18 protein-coding genes are annotated in these 19820 nt (G+C 41.4%); 9 read left to right on the top strand and 9 right to left on the bottom strand.

Translation table 11 applies throughout. The features are described 5' to 3' along the window. Window positions 1-95 precede the first annotated feature (95 nt). Window positions 96-1766, bottom strand: coding sequence for a bifunctional metallophosphatase/5'-nucleotidase (locus B2906_RS10530; protein WP_286939431.1), 1671 nt, complete (start codon window positions 1764-1766; stop codon window positions 96-98). Between the two features lie 161 nt (window positions 1767-1927). Further along, complete coding sequence (locus B2906_RS10525) at window positions 1928-2914, bottom strand: c-type cytochrome (RefSeq protein WP_219958022.1); 987 nt, start codon at window positions 2912-2914, stop codon at window positions 1928-1930. A 238-nt stretch (window positions 2915-3152) separates the two neighbouring features. Here B2906_RS10525 and B2906_RS10520 point away from each other — a divergent pair, with 238 nt between their 5' ends. The 3 genes from B2906_RS10520 to B2906_RS10510 all read left to right on the top strand — a co-directional run bounded on the left by B2906_RS10520 (window position 3153) and on the right by B2906_RS10510 (window position 5623). Then, on the top strand, window positions 3153-4589 hold the full coding sequence (locus tag B2906_RS10520) for an amidohydrolase (protein WP_286939426.1): 1437 nt from the start codon (window positions 3153-3155) through the stop codon (window positions 4587-4589). Window positions 4590-4713: 124 nt separating this feature from the next. Continuing rightward, the gene (locus B2906_RS10515; RefSeq protein ID WP_286939422.1) at window positions 4714-5241 is read left to right on the top strand and encodes a gluconate 2-dehydrogenase subunit 3 family protein; all 528 of its coding nucleotides are present in this window, start codon (window positions 4714-4716) and stop codon (window positions 5239-5241) included. A 19-nt stretch (window positions 5242-5260) separates the two neighbouring features. Then, on the top strand, window positions 5261-5623 hold the full coding sequence (locus B2906_RS10510; RefSeq protein WP_219958025.1) for a transmembrane 220 family protein: 363 nt from the start codon (window positions 5261-5263) through the stop codon (window positions 5621-5623). 2 nt (window positions 5624-5625) lie between these two features. Here B2906_RS10510 and B2906_RS10505 read toward each other — a convergent pair whose 3' ends face one another. Genes B2906_RS10505 through B2906_RS10495 form a run of 3 tightly spaced genes read right to left on the bottom strand, consistent with a single transcriptional unit; the run spans window position 5626 to window position 8494 of the window. Continuing rightward, the gene (locus B2906_RS10505) at window positions 5626-7041 is read right to left on the bottom strand and encodes an NAD(P)(+) transhydrogenase (Re/Si-specific) subunit beta (RefSeq protein WP_255590482.1); all 1416 of its coding nucleotides are present in this window, start codon (window positions 7039-7041) and stop codon (window positions 5626-5628) included. Window position 7042: 1 nt separating this feature from the next. Further along, window positions 7043-7354, bottom strand: a complete 312-nt coding sequence (locus B2906_RS10500) for an NAD(P) transhydrogenase subunit alpha (protein WP_219958026.1) — start codon at window positions 7352-7354, stop codon at window positions 7043-7045. A 3-nt stretch (window positions 7355-7357) separates the two neighbouring features. Further along, complete coding sequence (locus tag B2906_RS10495) at window positions 7358-8494, bottom strand: Re/Si-specific NAD(P)(+) transhydrogenase subunit alpha (RefSeq protein WP_219958027.1); 1137 nt, start codon at window positions 8492-8494, stop codon at window positions 7358-7360. A 353-nt stretch (window positions 8495-8847) separates the two neighbouring features. On the opposite strand from B2906_RS10495, the gene B2906_RS10490 reads away from it, so the two are divergent. The 5 genes from B2906_RS10490 to B2906_RS10470 all read left to right on the top strand — a co-directional run bounded on the left by B2906_RS10490 (window position 8848) and on the right by B2906_RS10470 (window position 13389). Continuing rightward, window positions 8848-9912 (top strand): NAD-dependent epimerase/dehydratase family protein, encoded by a 1065-nt coding sequence (locus B2906_RS10490; protein ID WP_286939409.1) that lies wholly within the window; start codon window positions 8848-8850, stop codon window positions 9910-9912. Next, the gene (locus B2906_RS10485) at window positions 9909-10817 is read left to right on the top strand and encodes a helix-turn-helix domain-containing protein (RefSeq protein WP_286939405.1); all 909 of its coding nucleotides are present in this window, start codon (window positions 9909-9911) and stop codon (window positions 10815-10817) included. The genes B2906_RS10490 and B2906_RS10485 overlap by 4 nt, the downstream gene beginning before the upstream one ends. A gap of 3 nt (window positions 10818-10820) precedes the next feature. Beyond that, window positions 10821-11861: an MBL fold metallo-hydrolase gene (locus B2906_RS10480; protein ID WP_286939398.1), complete on the top strand. Its 1041-nt coding sequence runs from the start codon at window positions 10821-10823 to the stop codon at window positions 11859-11861. Window positions 11862-12082: 221 nt separating this feature from the next. Then, complete coding sequence (locus B2906_RS10475; protein WP_286939396.1) at window positions 12083-12433, top strand: MmcQ/YjbR family DNA-binding protein; 351 nt, start codon at window positions 12083-12085, stop codon at window positions 12431-12433. Further along, window positions 12430-13389: an ABC transporter ATP-binding protein gene (locus B2906_RS10470; protein WP_286939393.1), complete on the top strand. Its 960-nt coding sequence runs from the start codon at window positions 12430-12432 to the stop codon at window positions 13387-13389. The genes B2906_RS10475 and B2906_RS10470 overlap by 4 nt, the downstream gene beginning before the upstream one ends. 117 nt (window positions 13390-13506) lie before the next feature. Here the strand turns inward: B2906_RS10470 and B2906_RS10465 are convergent, their stop codons facing one another. The 3 genes from B2906_RS10465 to B2906_RS10455 are packed head-to-tail and all read right to left on the bottom strand — an operon-like array spanning window position 13507 to window position 17161. Continuing rightward, complete coding sequence (locus B2906_RS10465; RefSeq protein WP_091655603.1) at window positions 13507-14037, bottom strand: FKBP-type peptidyl-prolyl cis-trans isomerase; 531 nt, start codon at window positions 14035-14037, stop codon at window positions 13507-13509. 3 nt (window positions 14038-14040) lie between these two features. Continuing rightward, a complete protein-coding gene (locus B2906_RS10460) occupies window positions 14041-14760 on the bottom strand; it encodes a class I SAM-dependent methyltransferase (protein WP_219958032.1) in 720 nt (239 codons plus the stop codon). Then, window positions 14747-17161 (bottom strand): YfhO family protein, encoded by a 2415-nt coding sequence (locus B2906_RS10455; RefSeq protein ID WP_286939386.1) that lies wholly within the window; start codon window positions 17159-17161, stop codon window positions 14747-14749. The genes B2906_RS10460 and B2906_RS10455 overlap by 14 nt, the downstream gene beginning before the upstream one ends. Before the next feature lie 147 nt (window positions 17162-17308). On the opposite strand from B2906_RS10455, the gene ffh reads away from it, so the two are divergent. After that, entirely contained in the window at window positions 17309-18646 is a 1338-nt protein-coding gene (gene ffh / locus B2906_RS10450) for a signal recognition particle protein (protein ID WP_286939384.1), read from the top strand. Between the two features lie 113 nt (window positions 18647-18759). On the opposite strand, the gene B2906_RS10445 is transcribed toward ffh, so the two are convergent. After that, on the bottom strand, window positions 18760-19236 hold the full coding sequence (locus B2906_RS10445) for a nucleoside deaminase (protein ID WP_286939378.1): 477 nt from the start codon (window positions 19234-19236) through the stop codon (window positions 18760-18762). Window positions 19237-19820: the final 584 nt, after the last annotated feature.

Raw genomic sequence — 19820 nt, 5'->3', positions numbered from 1 at the left:
GGGAAATTAGATGGTTAAGGTCAGTTGTACAAGCTTGTTCGTAAAACAAAAAAAGCTAACCTCTCGGTTAGCTATTGGGTGAAAAAGCAACTTATTTATTTAAACTGATAGTCTACGCCGTAAACCTGGGTAAGTAGAGTAGGAGGTGCATCGAGTGCCACAGCAGATTTGGGAGGGGTAGGACTTACCGGCGAATTGGCTGCCAGATAATTTTTCATCGCCTGATGCAAAGTATAGGCAGTGTTTTCTGTTTCCATGACACCTTTGAATCGGCAAAGCATATCATCAGGGTCTCCATCTCTTTCACAGGCACAAATGCTATACACTCTATCAGGATCAATTGGTTTTCCATGAATCAATGCCTTCTGAACCCGCTGACCTTCATCCCCAAAAGCCAAAAATTCGATTTCCATTCCTCTGAATTTGATGACCCATCCTCCAAATCGTTTGGAGGCGTCTTTTGCAAACACATTATTCAACTCCTTTTCCAACCATTCCTGAATTTGTTGTCCAGTTACTTTACCGGTACGAATCATGGAATCCACGGGCAGCATATCGAAAATGTATCCGTTTGTGATGGGGATATTCCCAGTTTGGTCAGGAGTCGTTTTGGGAGGGCAAAACCTGAAACCATTCGAAAGGACAATATCTACCTCTGGAACCTGCCAGCTCACGGCATCCAAAATCATAGTATCTATTGGGTTTTCTATGACAAAGTATCGGTAGAGCGGAAGAGTACTATATCCGGCAATTTCAAAAATATCCTCCTGAAAAGGGCCTTCATTATTTTGGATGAGTTGGGAGATTTTTGGGTCAGCTTTATTTTCCGTTGCTGAGACCTCAAGTAGTTCATAGTGATCAGAAACTACCTTCCCATCCTCTATTTTTAATTCCAGCTTGCCAACAAAAGAACCGAAAGCGCCGGGCTCTACCACTTTGGCATATTTTGATTGAATAGGTTTTCTTACTCTTTCATGGGTATCTCCACCTAATATATAATCTACACCCTCACAAGCCGGAATATTAGCTAAGTGAATTTGTTGTGAAAGACCTAAATGGGCAATGATTGCAACAAAAGCACATTTTTCCTGATTCCGGAGCACATCCACATAGTGGGCAAGATTTTCTTCGGGCTTGGTGTAGATAATCCCTTTGCTGTAATTTGGTGATTGTCGAATAGGAACCAAATGATCCGTGTATCCCAAGAAACCTATTTTGACACCATTTACTGTCCAGATATGGTAAGGAGGAAAGATCAGCTCGCCTTTTGTTCCCTCACCCAAGTCATGATACATATTGGCGCAGATTTTTGGAGCATGAAGCGAACCCAATAAGTGCTGCATGGCTTTTTTGTAATAAATCACCTCCCAATTTCCGGGAAGGTATAGGTCATAACCCATTTCGTTGAGGAGAGGGACCATCGCTTCACCCGTTGTTCTTACAGATAGCTCGGAGCCTTGAAACATATCTCCCGTATCGATGACAAAGCTGTGTTCAGCTTTTGCTTTCTCCTTTTCCAGAAATGTTTTGAGATGGGCATATCCTCCCGTTTTTCGATAGACAGCTTGATCATTTTCCCAGAATAACTCATCATGTGGATGGATTTGGCAATGCACATCTGTAGTTTGAAAAATACTGATGGTGAAGGATTTTTTGTCTTTTTCTTTAGCTTCGGCTTCAGCAGGAAGACCACCAAGACTAAGAAGGCCTGTTCCCGTACCGATTGCTCCCAGTTGGGAAAGGAATTTTCTTCTACTTGCTTTCATGGCTAATTCTGGGTTAATGGTATAGAAAATCTCTGAACAAGAGATTTTTGGAAAGGGTCAGTTTTCCCATTTAGATTCCAAAATACATCGAAAAAGTCTTTGGGTTTTGTGATTAGGGTCACATTGCAAAAGAAAACCCTGAATTTCTTCAGGGCTTGAGCTTAGTTGGCGGAGGCTGTAAAGCGAATTACCTGATTCCGTTTGGGTTCGAGTGTTCTCAGATAAGCATAAATCGCTTTCAGGTCTTGTTCTGTCATTCCGGCATACATAGTCCAAGGCATAATGGTGTTAAATTCTCCCTGGGGAACTTGAGGAATCACATAAGCTGAATCAGTGTATTGTTTAAATCTTTGAACAAATGTTGCTTCATCCCAATTTCCGATCCCTGTTTCAGGGTCAGGAGTAATATTGGATGAGGTTACCTTTGACCCATCAGGAAAAGGGAAATCTCTACCCCCTTCAAAGGCCACTTCTTGAATAATCATCCCTTGAGGGTCTGCTTGAGTATGACATTCTATACAGCCTGAAGCATTCACAAGGTATTTTCCATAAGCCACCTGATCAGCCGGGTTTGGTTTTTTCATTGGCTCGGGATCTTTTGGTAAGGTGTTGAGGATTAGACTTACTGGAAAATCTGCTTTGGAATCAGGAACTTCACTTTCTACACTTGGTAAGGAACGTATATAGGCAATGATGTCATAAATATCTTCAGGATCCATTTTTCCATAATACTTATATGGCATGAGCGGGAACATAGCTCTGCCATCATTGGTAACTCCAGTAGTTATGAGTCTATAAAGTTCTCCGTCCGAGTAGTCTGAAATTCCAAATGGAGTGATGTTTTTAGCGTAAAATACACCTGGGAAACCCATCCCGTGATCAAATCTGTCTCCTCCTTTGCCAAGCGTTCCGGGGGCAGGAGGGCCCGAAAACAATGAGAAATCCCGTTGAGAGTGGCAGTCCATACAGACGGCTACATGATTTGCGAGATAAGCTCCTCTTTCGATTCGGTCAGCGGTGTACTCAATTTTCAAATCTTCTGCAGGAGATACCTTGGGAAAAACAATGTTGAGGTAGGCGAAAACACAAATAAGAAGTAAAACAATTGCCCCTAACATCCAGCCTAGGACTTTAAATAATTTATTCATAGTGCGTAAAGGTTTGGTTATCAGAAAAGTACAAATAATAAAAATTAGATGGAAATTTTCGGGTATAAAATCAATGTTTCTGTAAATGAATAACTATAGGAATAATTAAATAGAATTTTTCAAAGAATTGATCAAGCTGCTTAAATGCAGATTCTATTTTTTCCTGTAAAAATCTTTGCCTGAGCTGTATTTCAGCCGTATTTTCGACTAACCTTACCAATTAATCAAAACTAAATTTATGATATCTAAAAGAAAGACATACATTCTATTGTTTGCCTTGCTCTGGGCTAATTTTTCCTTGGCACAGGAAAAAACAATTTTGAATAGCCTGGATCAAAAGGCTGAATTTTATGGTGCGATTTCCAAGCTAATTTGGTCCAATCCTGAATTGGGATATTTGGAAACTGAGAGCTCTGAGCTTTTGCAAAAGACTTTAAAAGATGCTGGATTTAGTGTTAAAACCGGTGTGGCTGACATTCCCACTGCATTTGTGGCGGAATTTGGCTCAGGAGCTCCAGTGGTAGGGATTATGGCTGAGTTTGATGCTTTGCCTGGAGTCTCCCAAAAGGCAGTTCCTTTTAGAGAACCTGTTGTGGAAGGCGGAGCCGGTCATGCCTGCGGCCACCATCTTTTTGGCACTGCCTCAGTTGCTGCAGGAATTGCCGTAAAAGACTGGATGCAACAGAATAAAATCACTGGAACTATTCGTGTATATGGAACACCGGCTGAAGAAGGTGGTGGAGGAAAAGTGTACATGGCAAGAGCAGGGCTAATGGAGGATGTAGACGCGATGTTGCACTGGCATCCAGGTTCCAAAAATGATGCTTCTGCCAGTTCATCTTTGGCCAATATTTCTACCAAATTTAGATTCTACGGTGAAGCGTCCCATGCTGCTGCAGCTCCTGATAGAGGAAAGTCTGCCTTAGACGGAGTGGAAGCGATGAATTTCATGGTTAATCTTTTACGTGAACATGTACCTCAAGAAACAAGGATGCACTATGTAATCACCCGTGGAGGTGAAGCTCCAAATGTGGTTCCAGCCTTTGCTGAATCCTATCACTATGTAAGACACCCGGATGCAAGAGTGGTTAAGGAGATCTTTGCTAAAATGGTAGCAGCCGCAGAAGGTGCAGCACAAGGCACACAGACTAAAATGGAGTATGAGGTGATCAATGGAGTTTACAATCTTCTCCCTAATGAAACCTTGTCCAGAATTATGTATAAAAACCTTCAAATGGTAGGTGGTTTGAAGTACAGCCCGGAAGAGACAAAATTTGCTCAGGACATTATTAAGACCTTTCCTTCCGGAGTAATTACCTCTCCAGAGGATGCCCAAAAAATTGCTCCATTTGAGGTAAATGAGAAAGGTTCTGGAGGTTCTACTGATGTGGGTGATGTGAGTTGGTTGGTACCTACGGCCGGATTGAATGTTGCTACTTGGGTGCCAGGTACCTCTGCCCATACTTGGCAGGCTGTAGCTGCTGGTGGGACAAGCATTGGTCAAAAAGGTATGATGATCGCCGCAAAGACCTTGGCTTTAACAGCTTCAGATATATTCAAAAATCCAAAAGTAACTGCAGAAGCACAGGCTGAGCTGAAAAGAAGACAAGGAGAAGGGTTTAAATACGATGCTTTGGTTGGAGATAGAACAGCTCCGTTGGATTACAGAAAATAAAAAATCAGATAATAATCAACTCCGGCCCAAGGTCGGAGTTTTTTCTTGCCATTGGTGGAATTATCAAGCCTCATTTTTGAATGGATTTGTAAAAAACCTAACTTGAAAATCTATCCTTAATGCTATGAACAGAAGAAAATCTCTAAAAATCCTGGGGGCCTCAGGACTTGGAATCGCAGGATTGGCAATTGCTGATTGGAAATGGGAGTTGGTAGACCAATTAACCCATAAAGGATTCTTTACCTGGAAAGAGGAAAAATTGATTTCAGCCATAGCGGATACCATTATTCCGGAAGGACTTCCAGCTAAAACCCCTTCTCCTGAAGCAAAGCCCATCGGCGCTTTGAGCACAGGTACGGATAAATTCTTACTTCGTCTATTTGAATATTGCTATGAAGAAGACACCCATCAGCTCTTGAGAAATCAGCTAGAGGCTTTGGATAAAACCAACTTTCTGAAAAAGGAGCAGGGAGAACGGGAGGAGATTTTGATGGCCATGGCTAATTTTGAAATCGAGCAGGAGAAAGAATTTTTTAACCTCATGAAATCCCAGACTATTTATGGGTTTACCACGGTTAAAGAAGTAATGGTGGATTATAGAGGCTATAAAGTCGCGGCAGGAGGATTTTCTGGTTGTGTGGATGTAGCCTAGTTTATCTTTCCCAAATTCTATGAATATCACGAAAATATTTTACGCGACTTGGGCAGTATTATTTGCTCTTTTTGCTTATTGGCAATTCAATGACCCTGATCCCGAAGTCTGGGTAAGCACTTATGTAGTAGCTATCATCTTTTGCCTCTTTGGTTTTCGGGGTATTTTCCCAAAAATTCCCCTGACTGTATTAGTGGTTGCCTGCTTGGTAGGAGCCGTATATTTTTGGCCGGAATCGGTGAGTGATTGGATTGTTCAGGAACTAGAGCAAAAGAATCTCAGCATGAAAACTCCCCAAATGGAGGAAGCAAGAGAAACTTTTGGTTTGATGATTATCGCTTTGGTGATGCTTCCCGGTTTGATCAAAGCCTGGAAGAAATAGATTTATAGGTTTTTTACCTCAGCTATCAATTTCTCGAGAGAATCTTTTGCATCTCCGAATAGCATCCTGTTTTTCGGATGGAAAAACAGTTCGTTCTCGATGCCAGCATATCCCTTGCCCATTGACCTTTTTAATACGATCACATTTTTGGCATTCCAAACCTTGATAATTGGCATACCGAAAATAGGGCTATTCGGATCATTTTCTGCAGCTGGATTGACAACATCATTGGCGCCAATGACCAAAACCACATCGACACTATTCATAGAATCATTGGCATCTTCCATTTCCAAAAGTTTGGGATAGGGAACATCAGCTTCTGCCAACAATACATTCATATGTCCAGGCATTCTTCCTGCTACAGGATGAATCGCATAGGTCAGTTCAACTCCCTTTTCTTCTAGAATTTTCTCCAGATTATGAACAGTGTGCTGAGCTTGTGCCACAGCCAAACCGTACCCGGGTACTACGCTTACTTTATTGGCATAAGCAAGCAAAATTGCGGCATCAGTGACGGATATTTCTTTGACAGTTTCCTGACTTCCTTCTTTTCCGGAAGAGCTGTTACTTCCACCTCCAAAAGATCCGATTATCACGTTGGTCAAGGATCGATTCATAGCGGTACACATGAGTACAGTTAGGATAGTCCCTGCAGAACCTACCAAAATCCCTCCTGTCAGCATGGCTTGATTCCCATACAAAAAGCCTCCAAATGCAGCGGCCATTCCAGTGAAGCTGTTTAGCAAGGAAATGACTACCGGCATATCAGCACCTCCAATTGGCATCACAAAAAGAACTCCGTAAAGCAGAGAGGCAAACAACAAGGCATAGATGAAACTCATTTCTGAGCATCCTACCACAACCATCCATGTAGCTAATCCAAATAGTAAAATCAACAGGGCAATATTGATGAATTGGCCTGCAGGAAGCGCTTTATCTCCGATTTTTCCCTCTAATTTCCCATAAGCTACTATAGAGCCAGAGAAGGACACCGAACCAATAATCAAGCCCAAGAGAATTACCAAGAGCATCCCTGATTCTGTTTCCTGGCCATGTCGTAAATGATCGAATTCAACAAGAGAAATGACTGCAGCACATGCCCCTCCCATACCATTGAAAAAAGAAACCATCTGGGGCATGGCAGTCATTTTTACTTTGAGCGCCATGCGGGTGCCAATGACAGTCCCTATAATTAGTCCAGCTAGGATAAGGGTGTAGTTGAGCCATTTATCGGCAGTTAGTTCTTCTTTAAAAAGTATGGTTGCTATTATTGCCAAACCCATTCCATAACCGGCAATTAAATTCCCTTTTCTTGCCTTGTCCGGGCTGGAGAGCATTTTCAAGCCCAAAATAAACGTAATAGAAGCGCCTATATAGCAAAGCTCCAAAATGCTGAGTCCTAGTAAATCTGTCATCATATTACTTGGATTTTTTCTTAAACATTTCGAGCATTCTGTTGGTGACCACAAATCCACCCACCACATTCAGCGTACCTAGAATAACAGCTAAAAAGCCCAGAATTAATGCATAGTAGTTGCTGGGATCTGCTTGGAGCATGATGATAATAGAGCCGATGATTACGACCCCATGAATCGCATTGGCGCCAGACATCAAGGGAGTATGAAGAACCGCGGGAACATTCGATATCACTTCAATTCCCAGAAATACCGAGACGATGATCAGGAATATGAATTCCCTGTTTTCATAAAAAAGGCTTAATAATTCTTCCATAGTCTAGACTGGATTGCTGGGGAAAAGGATTGATTTTACGCGTTCGCTTTGTATACTTCCTTGGTGAGTGACACAGGTGTTGAAAACAATATCATCATCCCAATTCAGGTTTAAAGCGCCAAACTCTCCGATTATCAGTTTGAGGAAATTGACCATATTTTTTCCATACATTTTACTGGCATCCAAAGGCATGGTGCTTGGTAAATTGGAATTTCCAATGATACTGACTCCATTGGAATTGATGGTTTGATTGTCTTGGGTAAGCTCGCAGTTTCCTCCAGAGGATGCAGCTAAGTCTATGATGACTGATCCAGGAACCATTTCGGCAACAGTTTCTTTGGTGATCAATAGCGGAGCTTTTCTTCCGGGTATCTGGGCAGTACAAATGATGATATTCGATTTCTTAGCATGCTCTTGAATCAATGCCTGTTGCTTGGCTTTGTACTCCTCACTTTGTTCTACCGCATATCCTCCCGCCGTGGCTTCATCTTTGGCGCCTTCTACTTTGATGAATTTGGCTCCCAAACTCTTCACTTCCTCTTCAGCAGCTGCACGCACATCGAAAGCTTCCACAACTGCACCCAAGCGTCTCGCCGTAGCAATTGCTTGCAGTCCTGCCACCCCGGCACCTAAAACCAAAACTTTGGAAGGGATGATGCTTCCAGCAGCGGTCATAAACATGGGGAAGAATCGTGGAGAATGAGATGCAGCCATCAGAACAGCCTTGTATCCAGCCACTGTCGCCATGGAAGAAAGAATATCCATCGCCTGTGCCCGGGTAGTTCTAGGAACATTGTCCATGGAGAAGCTCGTGATGCCCAATTTTAAAAATCTTTCCACCAAATCTTTATTTGAAAGAGGCTGAAATACACAAACAAGGACTTGTTCAGCTTTCAGAGTTTCTAATTCTGTAGAGGTAGGTGGATTGATTCCCAGGATCAAATCGGCTTTTAGTACTTCTTCCCTTTGGGAGATTTTTGCACCTGATTTTTCAAAATCAGTGTCAGAAACGAAAGCATGGTTTCCAGCTTGGCTTTCCACCCACACATTTACTTCTAAGGAAATAAGGCTTTTTACACTTTCAGGTAATAAGGCAACCCGATGTTCTCCCTCGGGTTCTTTTAAAAGGCCAATGGTCATGGACGGTGATTTGATGCTAACTCCTTCAATTTAAGGGTTTATTAGGTAAATGAAAATCCTTTGAAAATTAAAGTGCCTAAAGAATCAAAAATTACTTTTTATAATCCCTTCTCAGATCGGTTACAAAAAAATATAGAAGGAATTTATAAAAGTTGATTTGGTTTTAAGGTTTTCAAATCAGAATCAAAATGTCAATTTGAAGCCTTTAAGGATAGGTTTAATTGATTTAATTAGTGAATATGAATAATGCGATATTGTGAGATTCATGCAATTTGTTTAAGTCTTTCAGCAATTTGTATACTTTTTTGGGTTTTGCTTGTTAGACCTTTGTACTCTATCAAAATCGAAAAATCATGACTTCAATAGATTTATCCAAACCAGTTTTAGTTACAGGAGCAACGGGTTTTGTTGCCGGGTGGATTGTTAAAAAGCTTCTTGAAAAAGGAATGACCGTCCATGCGGCTGTAAGGGATCCTGAAAATGCAAAAAAAACCAATCATTTGAGGGATTTGGCAAAGGATACACCAGGGAAAATCCTGTTTTTTAAATCTGATTTATTGGATGAAGGAAGCTATGAGGACGCTATGAAGGATTGCGAATTGGTTTTCCATACCGCTTCTCCCTTTACCTCCAATTATAAAGACCCTCAAAAAGACTTGATCGATCCGGCCGTAAATGGGACAAGAAATGTATTGGAGCAAGCCAATCGAACAGCCTCGGTAAAAAGAGTGGTAGTGACCAGCAGTTGCGCAGCTATTTATACCGATGCCAGCGAAGTAGCTCAGACACCGAAAGGAATGTTGACTGAGGAAATATGGAATACTACTGCCTCTTTGGATTATCAGCCTTATTCCTATTCCAAGACTTTGGCAGAAAAAGAGGCATGGAAAATTGCTAAATCCCAGTCTCAATGGGATTTGGTGGTGGTGAATCCATGTTTGGTACTAGGACCGGCAGTAAATCCGGAAACGGCGACTTCAGAGAGTTATACCATCTTAAAACAGTTGGGTGACGGCACTATGAAAATGGGGGTTCCAAATTTAGGTTTGGGGATCGTAGATGTTCGGGACTTGGCAGAAGCACATTTGAATGCAGGTTTGCTTCCTGAGGCAAATGGTAGAAATATTATCTCTGCACACAATACCAATATGCTGGAAGCCGCAAAAATTCTCCACAAGCATTTTGGGGATAAATATCCCGTTCCAAAAAAAGCGCTACCCAAATGGTTATTGATGCTGGTCGGACCTTTTGTCAATAAAATGATTACCAGAGATTTTGTAAAAAAGAACGTAAACGTAGCCTGGAAAGCAGATAATTCTAAAAGTATCCGAGAACTTCAAGTGAGCTATAGATCGCTGGAGGAAACAATGGTGGATTCATTTCAGGTGATGATTGATCATAATTTAGTAAAAGGGTGAAAGAGGTTTTTATCATAGATTCCATATCAAAAGCCCATCAGGTTCTTGGCTTACCCAAACCGCTTCATCCCTTGGTTTCTGTGGTCAGGCAAAAAGATATTCAGCTAGACCAGATTCAAGAAGGAATGAAAATCAGGATAGATTTATTCCAAATCTGGCAAAAGGAAGGAATGGATTGCGAATTGGGATATGGAAGAAGTTCTTATGACTTCAGGGAAGGCACTTTAGCTTTCATCAAAGCTGGCCAAGTACTCACTGCTGGAAATAAGGAGATGAACCCAAGCTCCGAAGGTTGGCTGCTCTTATTTCATCCAGACTTGATAAGAAAAAGTGATTTGGGGGAAAGTATCCATACATACGGTTTTTTTGATTACGAGACGAATGAAGCTCTGCATGTGTCAGATGGGGAGAAAAAGTCATTATCAGAGCTGATCGAAAAAATTGAACTTGAATTAAAGCAACCTATCGATAGGCACAGTCAAAATTTGATTCTGACGAATATTGAATTGCTATTGGGGTATTGTCTGCGATATTATGACAGGCAATTTTACTCCCGAACCAACCTCAATCAGGATTTGGTTAGTCGATTTGAAAAAATCCTTCGTGAATACTTTGATTCAGAAATGCCCGGAGAGAAGGGGCTTCCTACGGTCAAATACTTAGGTGAAAAAATGAATATGTCATCCAGGTATTTGAGTGATTTGTTAAGAAAAGAAAGTGGAAGAAATGCACAGGAATATATTCATCATATTCTAATTGAAAGGGCGAAGAATTCACTTTTGGGAACCAAAGAAGCGGTATCTCAGATTGCCTATCAACTGGGATTTGAGTATCCTCAGCATTTTACCAAACTTTTTAAGAGTAAGACTGGAATGTCGCCTCTGGAATTTAGAAACTTGAATTAAGCTATGCCTTTTCGTCAATTTGGAGGAAGAGTGACAGATTCACTCAAAAATAGATATCAGCAATCACCTAACTGGAGCGATGGTAAATTTCAGAATTTACAGGATACCAGTATGAGTATTAGCCTGAAAGACTTTCCTAAAATCCTGTACCAGCAATTAAGTGGTCGTTCTGATAGAACACCTAATAAGCCACTGCCTATCAGAAGTTTTGATCATCAGAAACTAATGGATAGCTCTGAGAAAATGAAGTATGCCTGGTATGGGCATTCTGCAATATTCATGAAGCTTAATGGATTCAATATTTTGATCGATCCTATGCTTGGGCCAGATGCATCTCCCATCGGACCAATTACTACCCAACGATTTTCGAAAGATAGCCTGGATCTGATCGATGATTTTCCTGAGATTGATCTCTTGTTGATGACTCATGATCATTATGATCACTTGGATTTTGAAAGTATTAAGAAGCTGAAAAATAAAACCAAGCGTTATTTTGTGGCTTTGGGATTGAAAAGGCATCTGGTCAGTTGGGGAGTGGATTCAGCCTTGATCACCGAGTTTGATTGGTGGGAGGAGCAGGAGCTGGGAGGTGTGAAAGTTACTTTTACCCCAACACGACACTTTTCAGGCCGGGGACTCACGGACAGAGCAAAGTGTCTTTGGGGAGGATGGGCTTTTCAGACTGCAGCAGAATCCATCTGGTTTAGTGGAGATGGAGGCTATGGTCAGCACTTTCAGAAAATCGGAGAGCATTTTGGTGGTTTTGACTTCGCATTTATGGAATGTGGGCAATACAATGAACATTGGAGACAAATTCACTTATTTCCGGATGAATCAGTTTTTGCTGCCCAAGATGCTTTTGCAAAAAAGATTATGCCTGTGCACTGGGCGGGATTTACTTTAGCTCCTCATCATTGGAAAGAGCCAGTGGAAATTTTCACTGCAACTGCAAAAAGCCGGCAAATGGATTTTGTGATCCCTCAAATAGGGGAGTTGAGAAGCGTGGAGGAAACTCACTGGGAAGAGTGGTGGAGGGAATATTGAAAAATTTCAAAGAATTTTTCCTGAGATAAGCACTGAAAAGGTAAATTGGAAAAAAAATCTGATTATCCGCAATCATTCCAGTTGCCTTATTTTCCTTGCTTGACAGGCTGGAAGACTGATGACCGAAGACGGAAGCTTCCGGATTCTGATCCTTTCAGCAGACAATAAGCCATATTTTTGTCAATATTGGTAAGAAAGCGGATATCCATAAAAAAAAATCATTGACTTTAGCCTATTTCAGAGAATATTGCCTTGCCAAACCGGGTGTATCAGAAGATACTCCCTTCGATGCCAACACGCTTTGCTTTCGAGTGGGAGGGAAGATTTTTGCGATAACGGATATCGAGCAGTTTGATTTTATCAACTTAAAATGTGATCCTGAACAAGCTATTGAGCTAAGAGAACGCTTTTCTGGAATTACTCCGGGATACCATATGAATAAAAAGCTGTGGAATTCTGTGTCTGTTTTAGGTGACGTTCCCGATCAATTGATTTTAGATTTGGCTGACCAATCTTATGAGTTGATATTTGCCTCCTTACCAAAAAAGTTACAAGCCGAAATCCTGCCATGACATTTTTTTCAGTTTCCAATCTCAATAAATCTTACCAATCTATCCCCGCTTTGAAGGATTTTTCATTGCAGATGGAAAAGGGAGATTTCATTTCGATAGTAGGTGAAAGTGGTTCTGGAAAATCAACACTTCTAAGAATTATGGCTGGTTTGGAGACTGAGGATGAGGGAGAAGTATTATTAAATGGTGAAAAAATTCTCAACCCTAAGAAAAAGCTGGTTGCTGGATATGATGAAGTCAAGTTGATCCATCAGGATTATCACTTATATCCTAATAGTTCGGTTGAGGAAAATATACTCCGGCCTCTTTTGCATTATGATAAAGCTTATGCGAAAAGCAGGCTTGAAACCTTGCTCCGACAGTTCGGGTTGGAAGAATTCAGAGAAAGACTACCCAGACAACTTTCAGGGGGACAGCAACAAAAAGTAGCTATAGCATCTGCTTTGGCCATTGAACCTGAGGTCTTATTGTTAGATGAACCATTTTCCTCTTTAGACACCATTCAAAAGCATCAATTAATAGCAGATTTGGGTAAATCCTTGAAGGAAATGAATTCCTCGGTGATTTTCGTGACCCATGATTTGGATGATGCGCTTAGATTAACTGATAACCTGATCATTCTTCAGAAAGGTAAAATCATACAACAGGGTAATTCTCGAGAACTTTGTGAGCATCCGAAGACGAGATATGTGGCCCGCCTTTTCTCTCCAATCAATTTGATTCCAGACAGGATCAATAATTATTTAAGGCCCAATGAAGTCAAATTGAGGACTAAGGGAGGTTTGTTGGGCCATGTGATAGACTCTCGTTTTCTGGTTCATTACAATTCTCTTCGAATCCAATTAAAAAATGGTGGAGATATCTGGGAGGTGGATGATCCTGCCAGAAAATACCAGGTCGGCGATCGTGTGTATTTGCTTTGGGATGAAGAGAAGGTGATGATTTTGAAAAAATAAAAACCCTCCAAAGGTTAAATATCCCTTGGAGGGTTTTGAGCAAATACTTCCAAATCAAATTTCGGTACTGCCAATTGCCTATTTTTCAGCTTTCAAAATTTAGTCTGAATTTAGCTTTCACCCTTCCTCATGTTCTCCATGCTCTCCATGAACATGTCCATGAGAAAGCTCATCTTCTGTAGCTTCTCTCACCTCGATCACGCTGCCTTCGAAGTGCAGATCAAAACCTACCAATGGATGATTAAAGTCCAATAATAAATTCTCGCCTAAATCCTTGAGAACCTTTGCCTGCATGGAATAACCGTTTTCATCCATCAAGGGTAAAAACTCTCCTTCTTTGATCATTTCCTCAGTAAAGCCTCTTTCTTTAGAAAATTGCTCTTTGGGAAGAGTGATCAACAATTCGTCATCAGGCTCTCCATAAGCTTCTTCTGTTGTTAGGCTGAAGTTAAAATCATCACCTTCTTTTTTACCGGCTAATAATTCTTCAAACTTTTCCGGAAGTCCACTTTGTCCAAAAAGGAAGTAGAATGGATCTTCTTCATCTCTCACTTCCACGCTGAATGGCACGGATTCTATATCATCTTCTACTTTGCTAACTTTTAGTTCGTAGGTTAATCCTACCACTGCGTTTTCTGTGATTTTCATTTCTTACTTGATTATGCCGTATTTCAGGCGAATGCTGATTCTTTCTTTTAATACTTCCCACTTGCTGCGGGGAGTTGATCTTTCCAAAGGTTTGGTAGCCTTGAAAACGAAATATTGATAGTCTTTTTCTTCGTAGAAAACGGAGTATGTTTCCATTTTCTCCAAATAGAAACCATTTGCTGTGAGACTTTTGATCAGATCTCCCGAGTCTAAAGGCTGATCGATAACCTGTAGTTTCTCCGGTTCATTTTCAATCATCCACTGAAGATAACGCGGGGAGGGAATATGTATAAAAACTACAGAGTCTTGGTTAGCGTGTTGTTGTATGGTCTGAAAAAGCCTTTGATGCTGGTCCACTGGGATATGTTCCAATACATCTGGGAATACGATGAAATCAAAGCTTTCTCCGACTTTATGAAAGTCAGACATATCAGATACTTCAAACTTCAGGTTGCTTTGATCTTTCCATAAAGCCTTGGCTTTTTCAATACTTTCCGGGGAAATATCTACAGCCAAAACTTCTCCGTCCTTGACCAAATTGGCCAGTAAATAAGATACTGTTCCGATCCCACAACCAACTTCCAGAACTCGGTGATGTGATTTCAAGCCAGCCATTACCACCTTATCCAAAATGCTTAGATGCCGGGAATTGATTCCGGTTTTCTCCTGCTTTTCGGAAAACTGGTCGTAAAAACTGACTACTTTATCTTTAGGATCTTCCATTTTTCTCTTTGAATGTCATCACTACTCCACCGATCAAAGCTACCAAAATCAGGTACTGGAAAATGATCATTGGAGTTTTTGTGGAAAGATAGCTACTCGGTGCAAAGGTAAAGACTATTTCATGACTGCCCTGAGGAACATCCAACCCCCTCAGTAAATAATTGGTTCGCAGGATAGGAGTTTCCTTTCCATCTATGGTAGCGATCCAGCCTTCTGGATAATAGATTTCGGAGAATACAATCAATCCTCCTTGATCCATTTCCGCTTGATACCGGAGTTCGTTGGGGCTTTGAGAGGTCAAAGTTATTTGTCCTACTCCTGCACCAACAGATCCAAACTCACTAGTATTCAGAGTAGCTTGGGTTTTGGTGTCAATCTCCCCAATTTCCTTTATTTCTTCTTCATTACTTGAAACAGATGAAACTTGAAGTGGTACCCAGGCAGGACCGTTTGCTTCAGGGTTTTGGAAAACAGCATTAGCCTCCTGGCCAGCTATCAGGTATTTGGTATTGAGCATGTTGATAACTCCAATGCTTTCCCAATCAAAATTACCCTCCTGAGCTTTTCCAACAAAGGCCTGAATTTCATCCTGCAATTGATAATCAATCAAATCCTGATAACGTCTCAATTTAGCACCGTGGTACCCGCCTAAGCTATATAACCTATAGCTTGTTCTTGCTCCTTGGGTCAAAGACTCTGTTAGACTCAAAACTCTGAAGTATCCAGGATCCGAAGTGATTTCCTTTTCTGCAGGAGTTTCAGCGAAAAACTGTCTGGATGGATTTCCCTGAAAGGATTCTTCATTTAAATACCTTCTATTGATACTCCACAAATCTATGCTGACTAATAGAATCAAAGCTGCTCCCAGAATCATGTCCGATATTTTTCCTTTAATTCTGAAATAAACCAAGGCAAAAGCAGCTGCAATCAAGCCAAAGCTTTTCCAGGCAGATGCAGAGAGCATGGCCTTTCGGTCTTTTTGCAAAGCTGAAGCTAACCAATCCGGTAAGCTTGAATCTACCGCTCCTTCAAAACGGAAAAATGCACCTGAGGCTATTGCCAAAAGCAATACCAGGCCTCCTACAATGGCACCCGATAGGTACAAGGGTTTCAAGTCACCTTTTTGAACCAACCTTTCCAAAGAAATCATTCCCAAAACAGGAATGGCAAAAAGCGTCATTCCCAATGCCATGGACACAGCTCTAAACTTATTGTATCCCGGAAGTACATCAAATAGGAGGTAATTAAACCAAGCTAGATTCTTGCCCCAGCTAAGCATCAGTGAAAAAATGATGATGACTCCGAAAGCGATCAAGCTTTCCTTTGGAGCAGCCCAAAAACCTAGAATTGCCAAAAATACCAATATCACTCCTCCATAGATAGGACCTCCCGTAAATGGCTGATCGCCCCAATAGGTTGGAGCAGATTTAATAAACCCATTGATTTGCGTAGGGTCAACTCCATTACTTCGTAAGGCCTTTTCAGCCTCTGAATTTTTGGGAAGGGGAGTTTGACTTCCGCCACCGTAAAAATCAGGAACCAAAAGAGTGAGTGTTTCCAGTTTACCATTAGACCAGTTGAATGCATAATCCTTATCCAATCCGGCAGACTCCGTTTCCAAAGTCGCTTTTCCGCGGGTTGAGTAAGGACTGTATTCCAAGGCCGTTGCCAGTCTTCCCAAATTCCCACCAACTGCTAAAATGGCTCCAATAGCTAAATATCCAATCGCTTTTGCAATAGGAGCGATTCCTTCTTTTTTCCAATCAAAAACAAGCCTCACTAAAACATAAATCACAGAGACGATTAAGGTGTAATAAGTGATTTGAAGGTGATTGAATTTAAGTTGTAGCAAAAGGCCAACAGCCAATAAAGCTGCGCCCAAAACATGCTTCTTTTCAAAAGCCAAATGAATACCTGCAAGAATCAGCGGAATTAGGCATACAGCCCATATTTTAGCATTATGTCCTGCTTCGAGTGAAAGTAGATTGTAGGTATTAAATGAAAAAGCGATAGCTCCCGCAATGGCGAATATGGGTCGGACACGAAAACTCAACAATAAGATATACATGCCCAGCATCCCGAAAAATAGCCCGTTTATAGGGTGAGGAAGTCCTAAAGTCAAAACAGATACCAGTGCGTTGGTGATGTCGCCGGGAAATTCCAAACTGATAAAATAAGCCGGCATACCTCCAAACATGGAATTGGTCCAAAGTGCCTGCTCGCCAGTCTCCGCTCTATAATCCAATACTTCCTTGGCAGAACCTTCCCATTGAAGTATGTCGCTTTGAAAGATGACTTTTCCATCGAAAACCAATGGAGAAAAGTAAAAAACGATCAGTAAGTAGAACACCCCAACACCTATTAGATGCGGGAGGATTTGTTTTTGAAAATTCAGCTGCATGAATTGATTTTCGTATATGAAACAGAAAGCATGCAAATTAGGAATTAAAAGGCAAAGAAGAACTGAAAAGTGGATGGATTAGCGTCTTTTAGGCTTTCGTTCGGGCGTGAAAATTAGTACTTTTGCAGCAAATAGCGGAATAACCACATGTTTGATAATTTAAGTTTGAAACTAGACCGGGCTTTCAAAACCCTGAAAGGAACCGGAAAAATCACCGAAATCAACGTTGCAACCACGGTTAAGGAAATCAGAAGAGCCCTAATCGATGCTGACGTTAACTATAAAGTAGCGAAGGAAGTCACCGATACCATCAAGACTGAAGCCTTGGGGCGGGATGTGTTGATCTCTGTATCTCCGGGGCAATTATTGGTGAAGATCACCCAAGAGGAGCTGACCAAATTGATGGGCGGTACCAAGACAGATATCAAACTCAGCGGTGAGCCTGCGGTTGTTTTGATTTCCGGTTTGCAGGGTTCTGGTAAAACAACCTTTACCGGAAAACTGGGAAGCTATTTGAAAAAGCAGGGCCGTCAGGTCTTGTTAGTTGCCTGCGATATTTATCGTCCTGCTGCGATCGATCAGTTGAAAGTATTAGGTGAGCAAATCGGTGTGGAAGTTTATGCCGAGCCTGAGAATAAAAATGCACTGGAAATCGCCAATAATGCGATTGCCTATGCGAAGAAGAGCGGGAAAAAGACGGTGATCGTTGATACCGCAGGTCGCTTGGCAGTGGATGAGCAGATGATGAATGAAATCGAGGCTTTGAAAAATGCCTTGAAACCATCTGAGACCTTGTTTGTGGTAGATTCCATGACAGGTCAGGATGCTGTGAATACTGCCAAGACATTTGATGAGCGTCTCGATTTTGACGGGGTGGTATTAACCAAATTAGACGGTGATACCCGCGGTGGTGCTGCTATTTCCATCCGTCATGTAGTTAATAAGCCCATCAAGTTTATTTCCACTGGTGAAAAAATGGAGAATCTGGATGTGTTCCATCCGGATCGTATGGCCCAGCGAATTCTGGGTATGGGTGATGTGATCTCCTTGGTGGAGCGTGCTCAGCAGTCTTTTGATGAGGATGAAGCCAAGCGGATCAATGCTAAAATCCGTCAGAACAACTTCAATTTTGATGACTTCCTATCTCAGTTGGAGCAGGTGAAGAAAATGGGAAATATCAAGGACTTGATGGGGATGATTCCTGGAATGGGTAAGGCGATGAAGGGATTGGATATAGATGATGATTCATTTAAGCCGATCGAAGCGATCATTCGCAGTATGACGCCTTTAGAAAGAGAAAACCCGGATGTAATTGATGGAAGCAGAAGAAAGCGAATCGCTGACGGTTCTGGTAGATCGATTACAGAAGTGAATAATTTGATGAAGCAATTTGCAGATATGCGGAAGTTGATGAAGCAAATGAATAAAATGGGTGGAGCCAAAGCTGCTATGAGTAGAATGATGCCTGGAATGGGAAGAAGATAAAGGCAGAAGTATAAAGTAAGAAATCTGAAAAACCCGGTCTGAAAGGATCGGGTTTTTGCTTGCTTCTAGTCTCTTGCTTCTAAATTCTATCCTCTATCTCTCGTCTCAAATCTCTAATACACCTCCTTGTCCTCTTTCTTCTTCCAAAGCTCGAAGACTTTTTGGGATTCTTTCCGCATTCCGTTGAGCATGGGGATTTTGCGTTGCGTAGGATCTATCTTGATTTCCTCATAGATAAAATCATCATCAAAACCGGCATCTGCTGCGTCTTCTTTGGTGCAGGCATAAAAAACTTTACTCGGCCTGGCCCAGAATATAGCTCCCAAGCACATGGGACAAGGTTCGCAGGAAGTATAGACTTCACAGCCTTCGAGTTGAAAATGTTGGAGGTTTTTGCAGGCATCCCGAATAGCGACTACTTCTGCGTGGGCTGTTGGGTCATTGTTTTTAAGAACGCTGTTTGAGCCTTTTCCTATGATTTTTCCGTCTTTGACGATCACACAACCAAAGGGGCCGCCATGTCCAGCTTCCATCCCGTTTTGAGCTAGTTCTATAGCTAATTGCAAAAAGTGTTTTTGAGATTCGGTCATGAAGTAAAGTTAAAAAATTAAGAACAGTGTAGTTGGTTATAGAATAAATAAATCAAGAAAAAGGCTTGATTTCTGCGATTCTGCGTCGCTGCGAGATAATCTTTTACCGCAGAGGTGCAGAGTACGCAAAGGCATTTTTTCTCCTACTTACTTTTGATTCTAATAGAGTCAAGCTTAGAACTAGGAAAACGATTCTGCCTTTGGAATAGGGGGCGGCATTAATAACCAATAACTTTTCCTGCCTCCCTGAGTAATTTAAAAAATCACAGAGGGAACATAGGAACATAGCTTCATATATTCTTTGCTTCTTTTATCCTTTGCGGGAGATTAAAAACTCTGCTTCGCTGCGTCCCTGTGAGCTTTTTTTAGCAATGGAGTCCAATTTCATTTCAAATCGCTTCTCCGAAGCTCTTGTTTATTCTCACTTCAATTTTCTACAATCAAAATGCCTCTCCGAGGCTTTGAGCAATTAAACCTGTTTGGAGCACCAGAGGTGCAAGTTGATCATTTGATCTATTTTTTTACCGCAAAGACGCAAAATCCGCAGAGGTTTTCGCGGATATAATTTTTAAAATTAGACTTGA

Origin of the sequence: Algoriphagus sp. UBA3586 (assembly GCF_002376385.1) — a bacterium.
Classification (GTDB): Bacteria; Bacteroidota; Bacteroidia; order Cytophagales; family Cyclobacteriaceae; genus Algoriphagus; species Algoriphagus ornithinivorans.
Note: the sequence above shows the minus strand (reverse complement) of the source record. Positions and strands in the feature narration are given on the sequence as shown.

What these genes read in the sequence shown, in the direction of transcription:
- B2906_RS10530 (WP_286939431.1), bottom strand. Translation starts at nt 1,766, where the DNA reads ATGAAAGCAAGTAGAAGAAAATTCCTTTCCCAACTGGGAGCAATCGGT.
- B2906_RS10525 (WP_219958022.1), bottom strand. Translation starts at nt 2,914, where the DNA reads ATGAATAAATTATTTAAAGTCCTAGGCTGGATGTTAGGGGCAATTGTT.
- B2906_RS10520 (WP_286939426.1), top strand. Translation starts at nt 3,153, where the DNA reads ATGATATCTAAAAGAAAGACATACATTCTATTGTTTGCCTTGCTCTGG.
- B2906_RS10515 (WP_286939422.1), top strand. Translation starts at nt 4,714, where the DNA reads ATGAACAGAAGAAAATCTCTAAAAATCCTGGGGGCCTCAGGACTTGGA.
- B2906_RS10510 (WP_219958025.1), top strand. Translation starts at nt 5,261, where the DNA reads ATGAATATCACGAAAATATTTTACGCGACTTGGGCAGTATTATTTGCT.
- B2906_RS10505 (WP_255590482.1), bottom strand. Translation starts at nt 7,041, where the DNA reads ATGATGACAGATTTACTAGGACTCAGCATTTTGGAGCTTTGCTATATA.
- B2906_RS10500 (WP_219958026.1), bottom strand. Translation starts at nt 7,354, where the DNA reads ATGGAAGAATTATTAAGCCTTTTTTATGAAAACAGGGAATTCATATTC.
- B2906_RS10495 (WP_219958027.1), bottom strand. Translation starts at nt 8,494, where the DNA reads ATGACCATTGGCCTTTTAAAAGAACCCGAGGGAGAACATCGGGTTGCC.
- B2906_RS10490 (WP_286939409.1), top strand. Translation starts at nt 8,848, where the DNA reads ATGACTTCAATAGATTTATCCAAACCAGTTTTAGTTACAGGAGCAACG.
- B2906_RS10480 (WP_286939398.1), top strand. Translation starts at nt 10,821, where the DNA reads ATGCCTTTTCGTCAATTTGGAGGAAGAGTGACAGATTCACTCAAAAAT.
- B2906_RS10470 (WP_286939393.1), top strand. Translation starts at nt 12,430, where the DNA reads ATGACATTTTTTTCAGTTTCCAATCTCAATAAATCTTACCAATCTATC.
- B2906_RS10465 (WP_091655603.1), bottom strand. Translation starts at nt 14,037, where the DNA reads ATGAAAATCACAGAAAACGCAGTGGTAGGATTAACCTACGAACTAAAA.
- B2906_RS10460 (WP_219958032.1), bottom strand. Translation starts at nt 14,760, where the DNA reads ATGGAAGATCCTAAAGATAAAGTAGTCAGTTTTTACGACCAGTTTTCC.
- B2906_RS10455 (WP_286939386.1), bottom strand. Translation starts at nt 17,161, where the DNA reads ATGCAGCTGAATTTTCAAAAACAAATCCTCCCGCATCTAATAGGTGTT.
- ffh (WP_286939384.1), top strand. Translation starts at nt 17,309, where the DNA reads ATGTTTGATAATTTAAGTTTGAAACTAGACCGGGCTTTCAAAACCCTG.
- B2906_RS10445 (WP_286939378.1), bottom strand. Translation starts at nt 19,236, where the DNA reads ATGACCGAATCTCAAAAACACTTTTTGCAATTAGCTATAGAACTAGCT.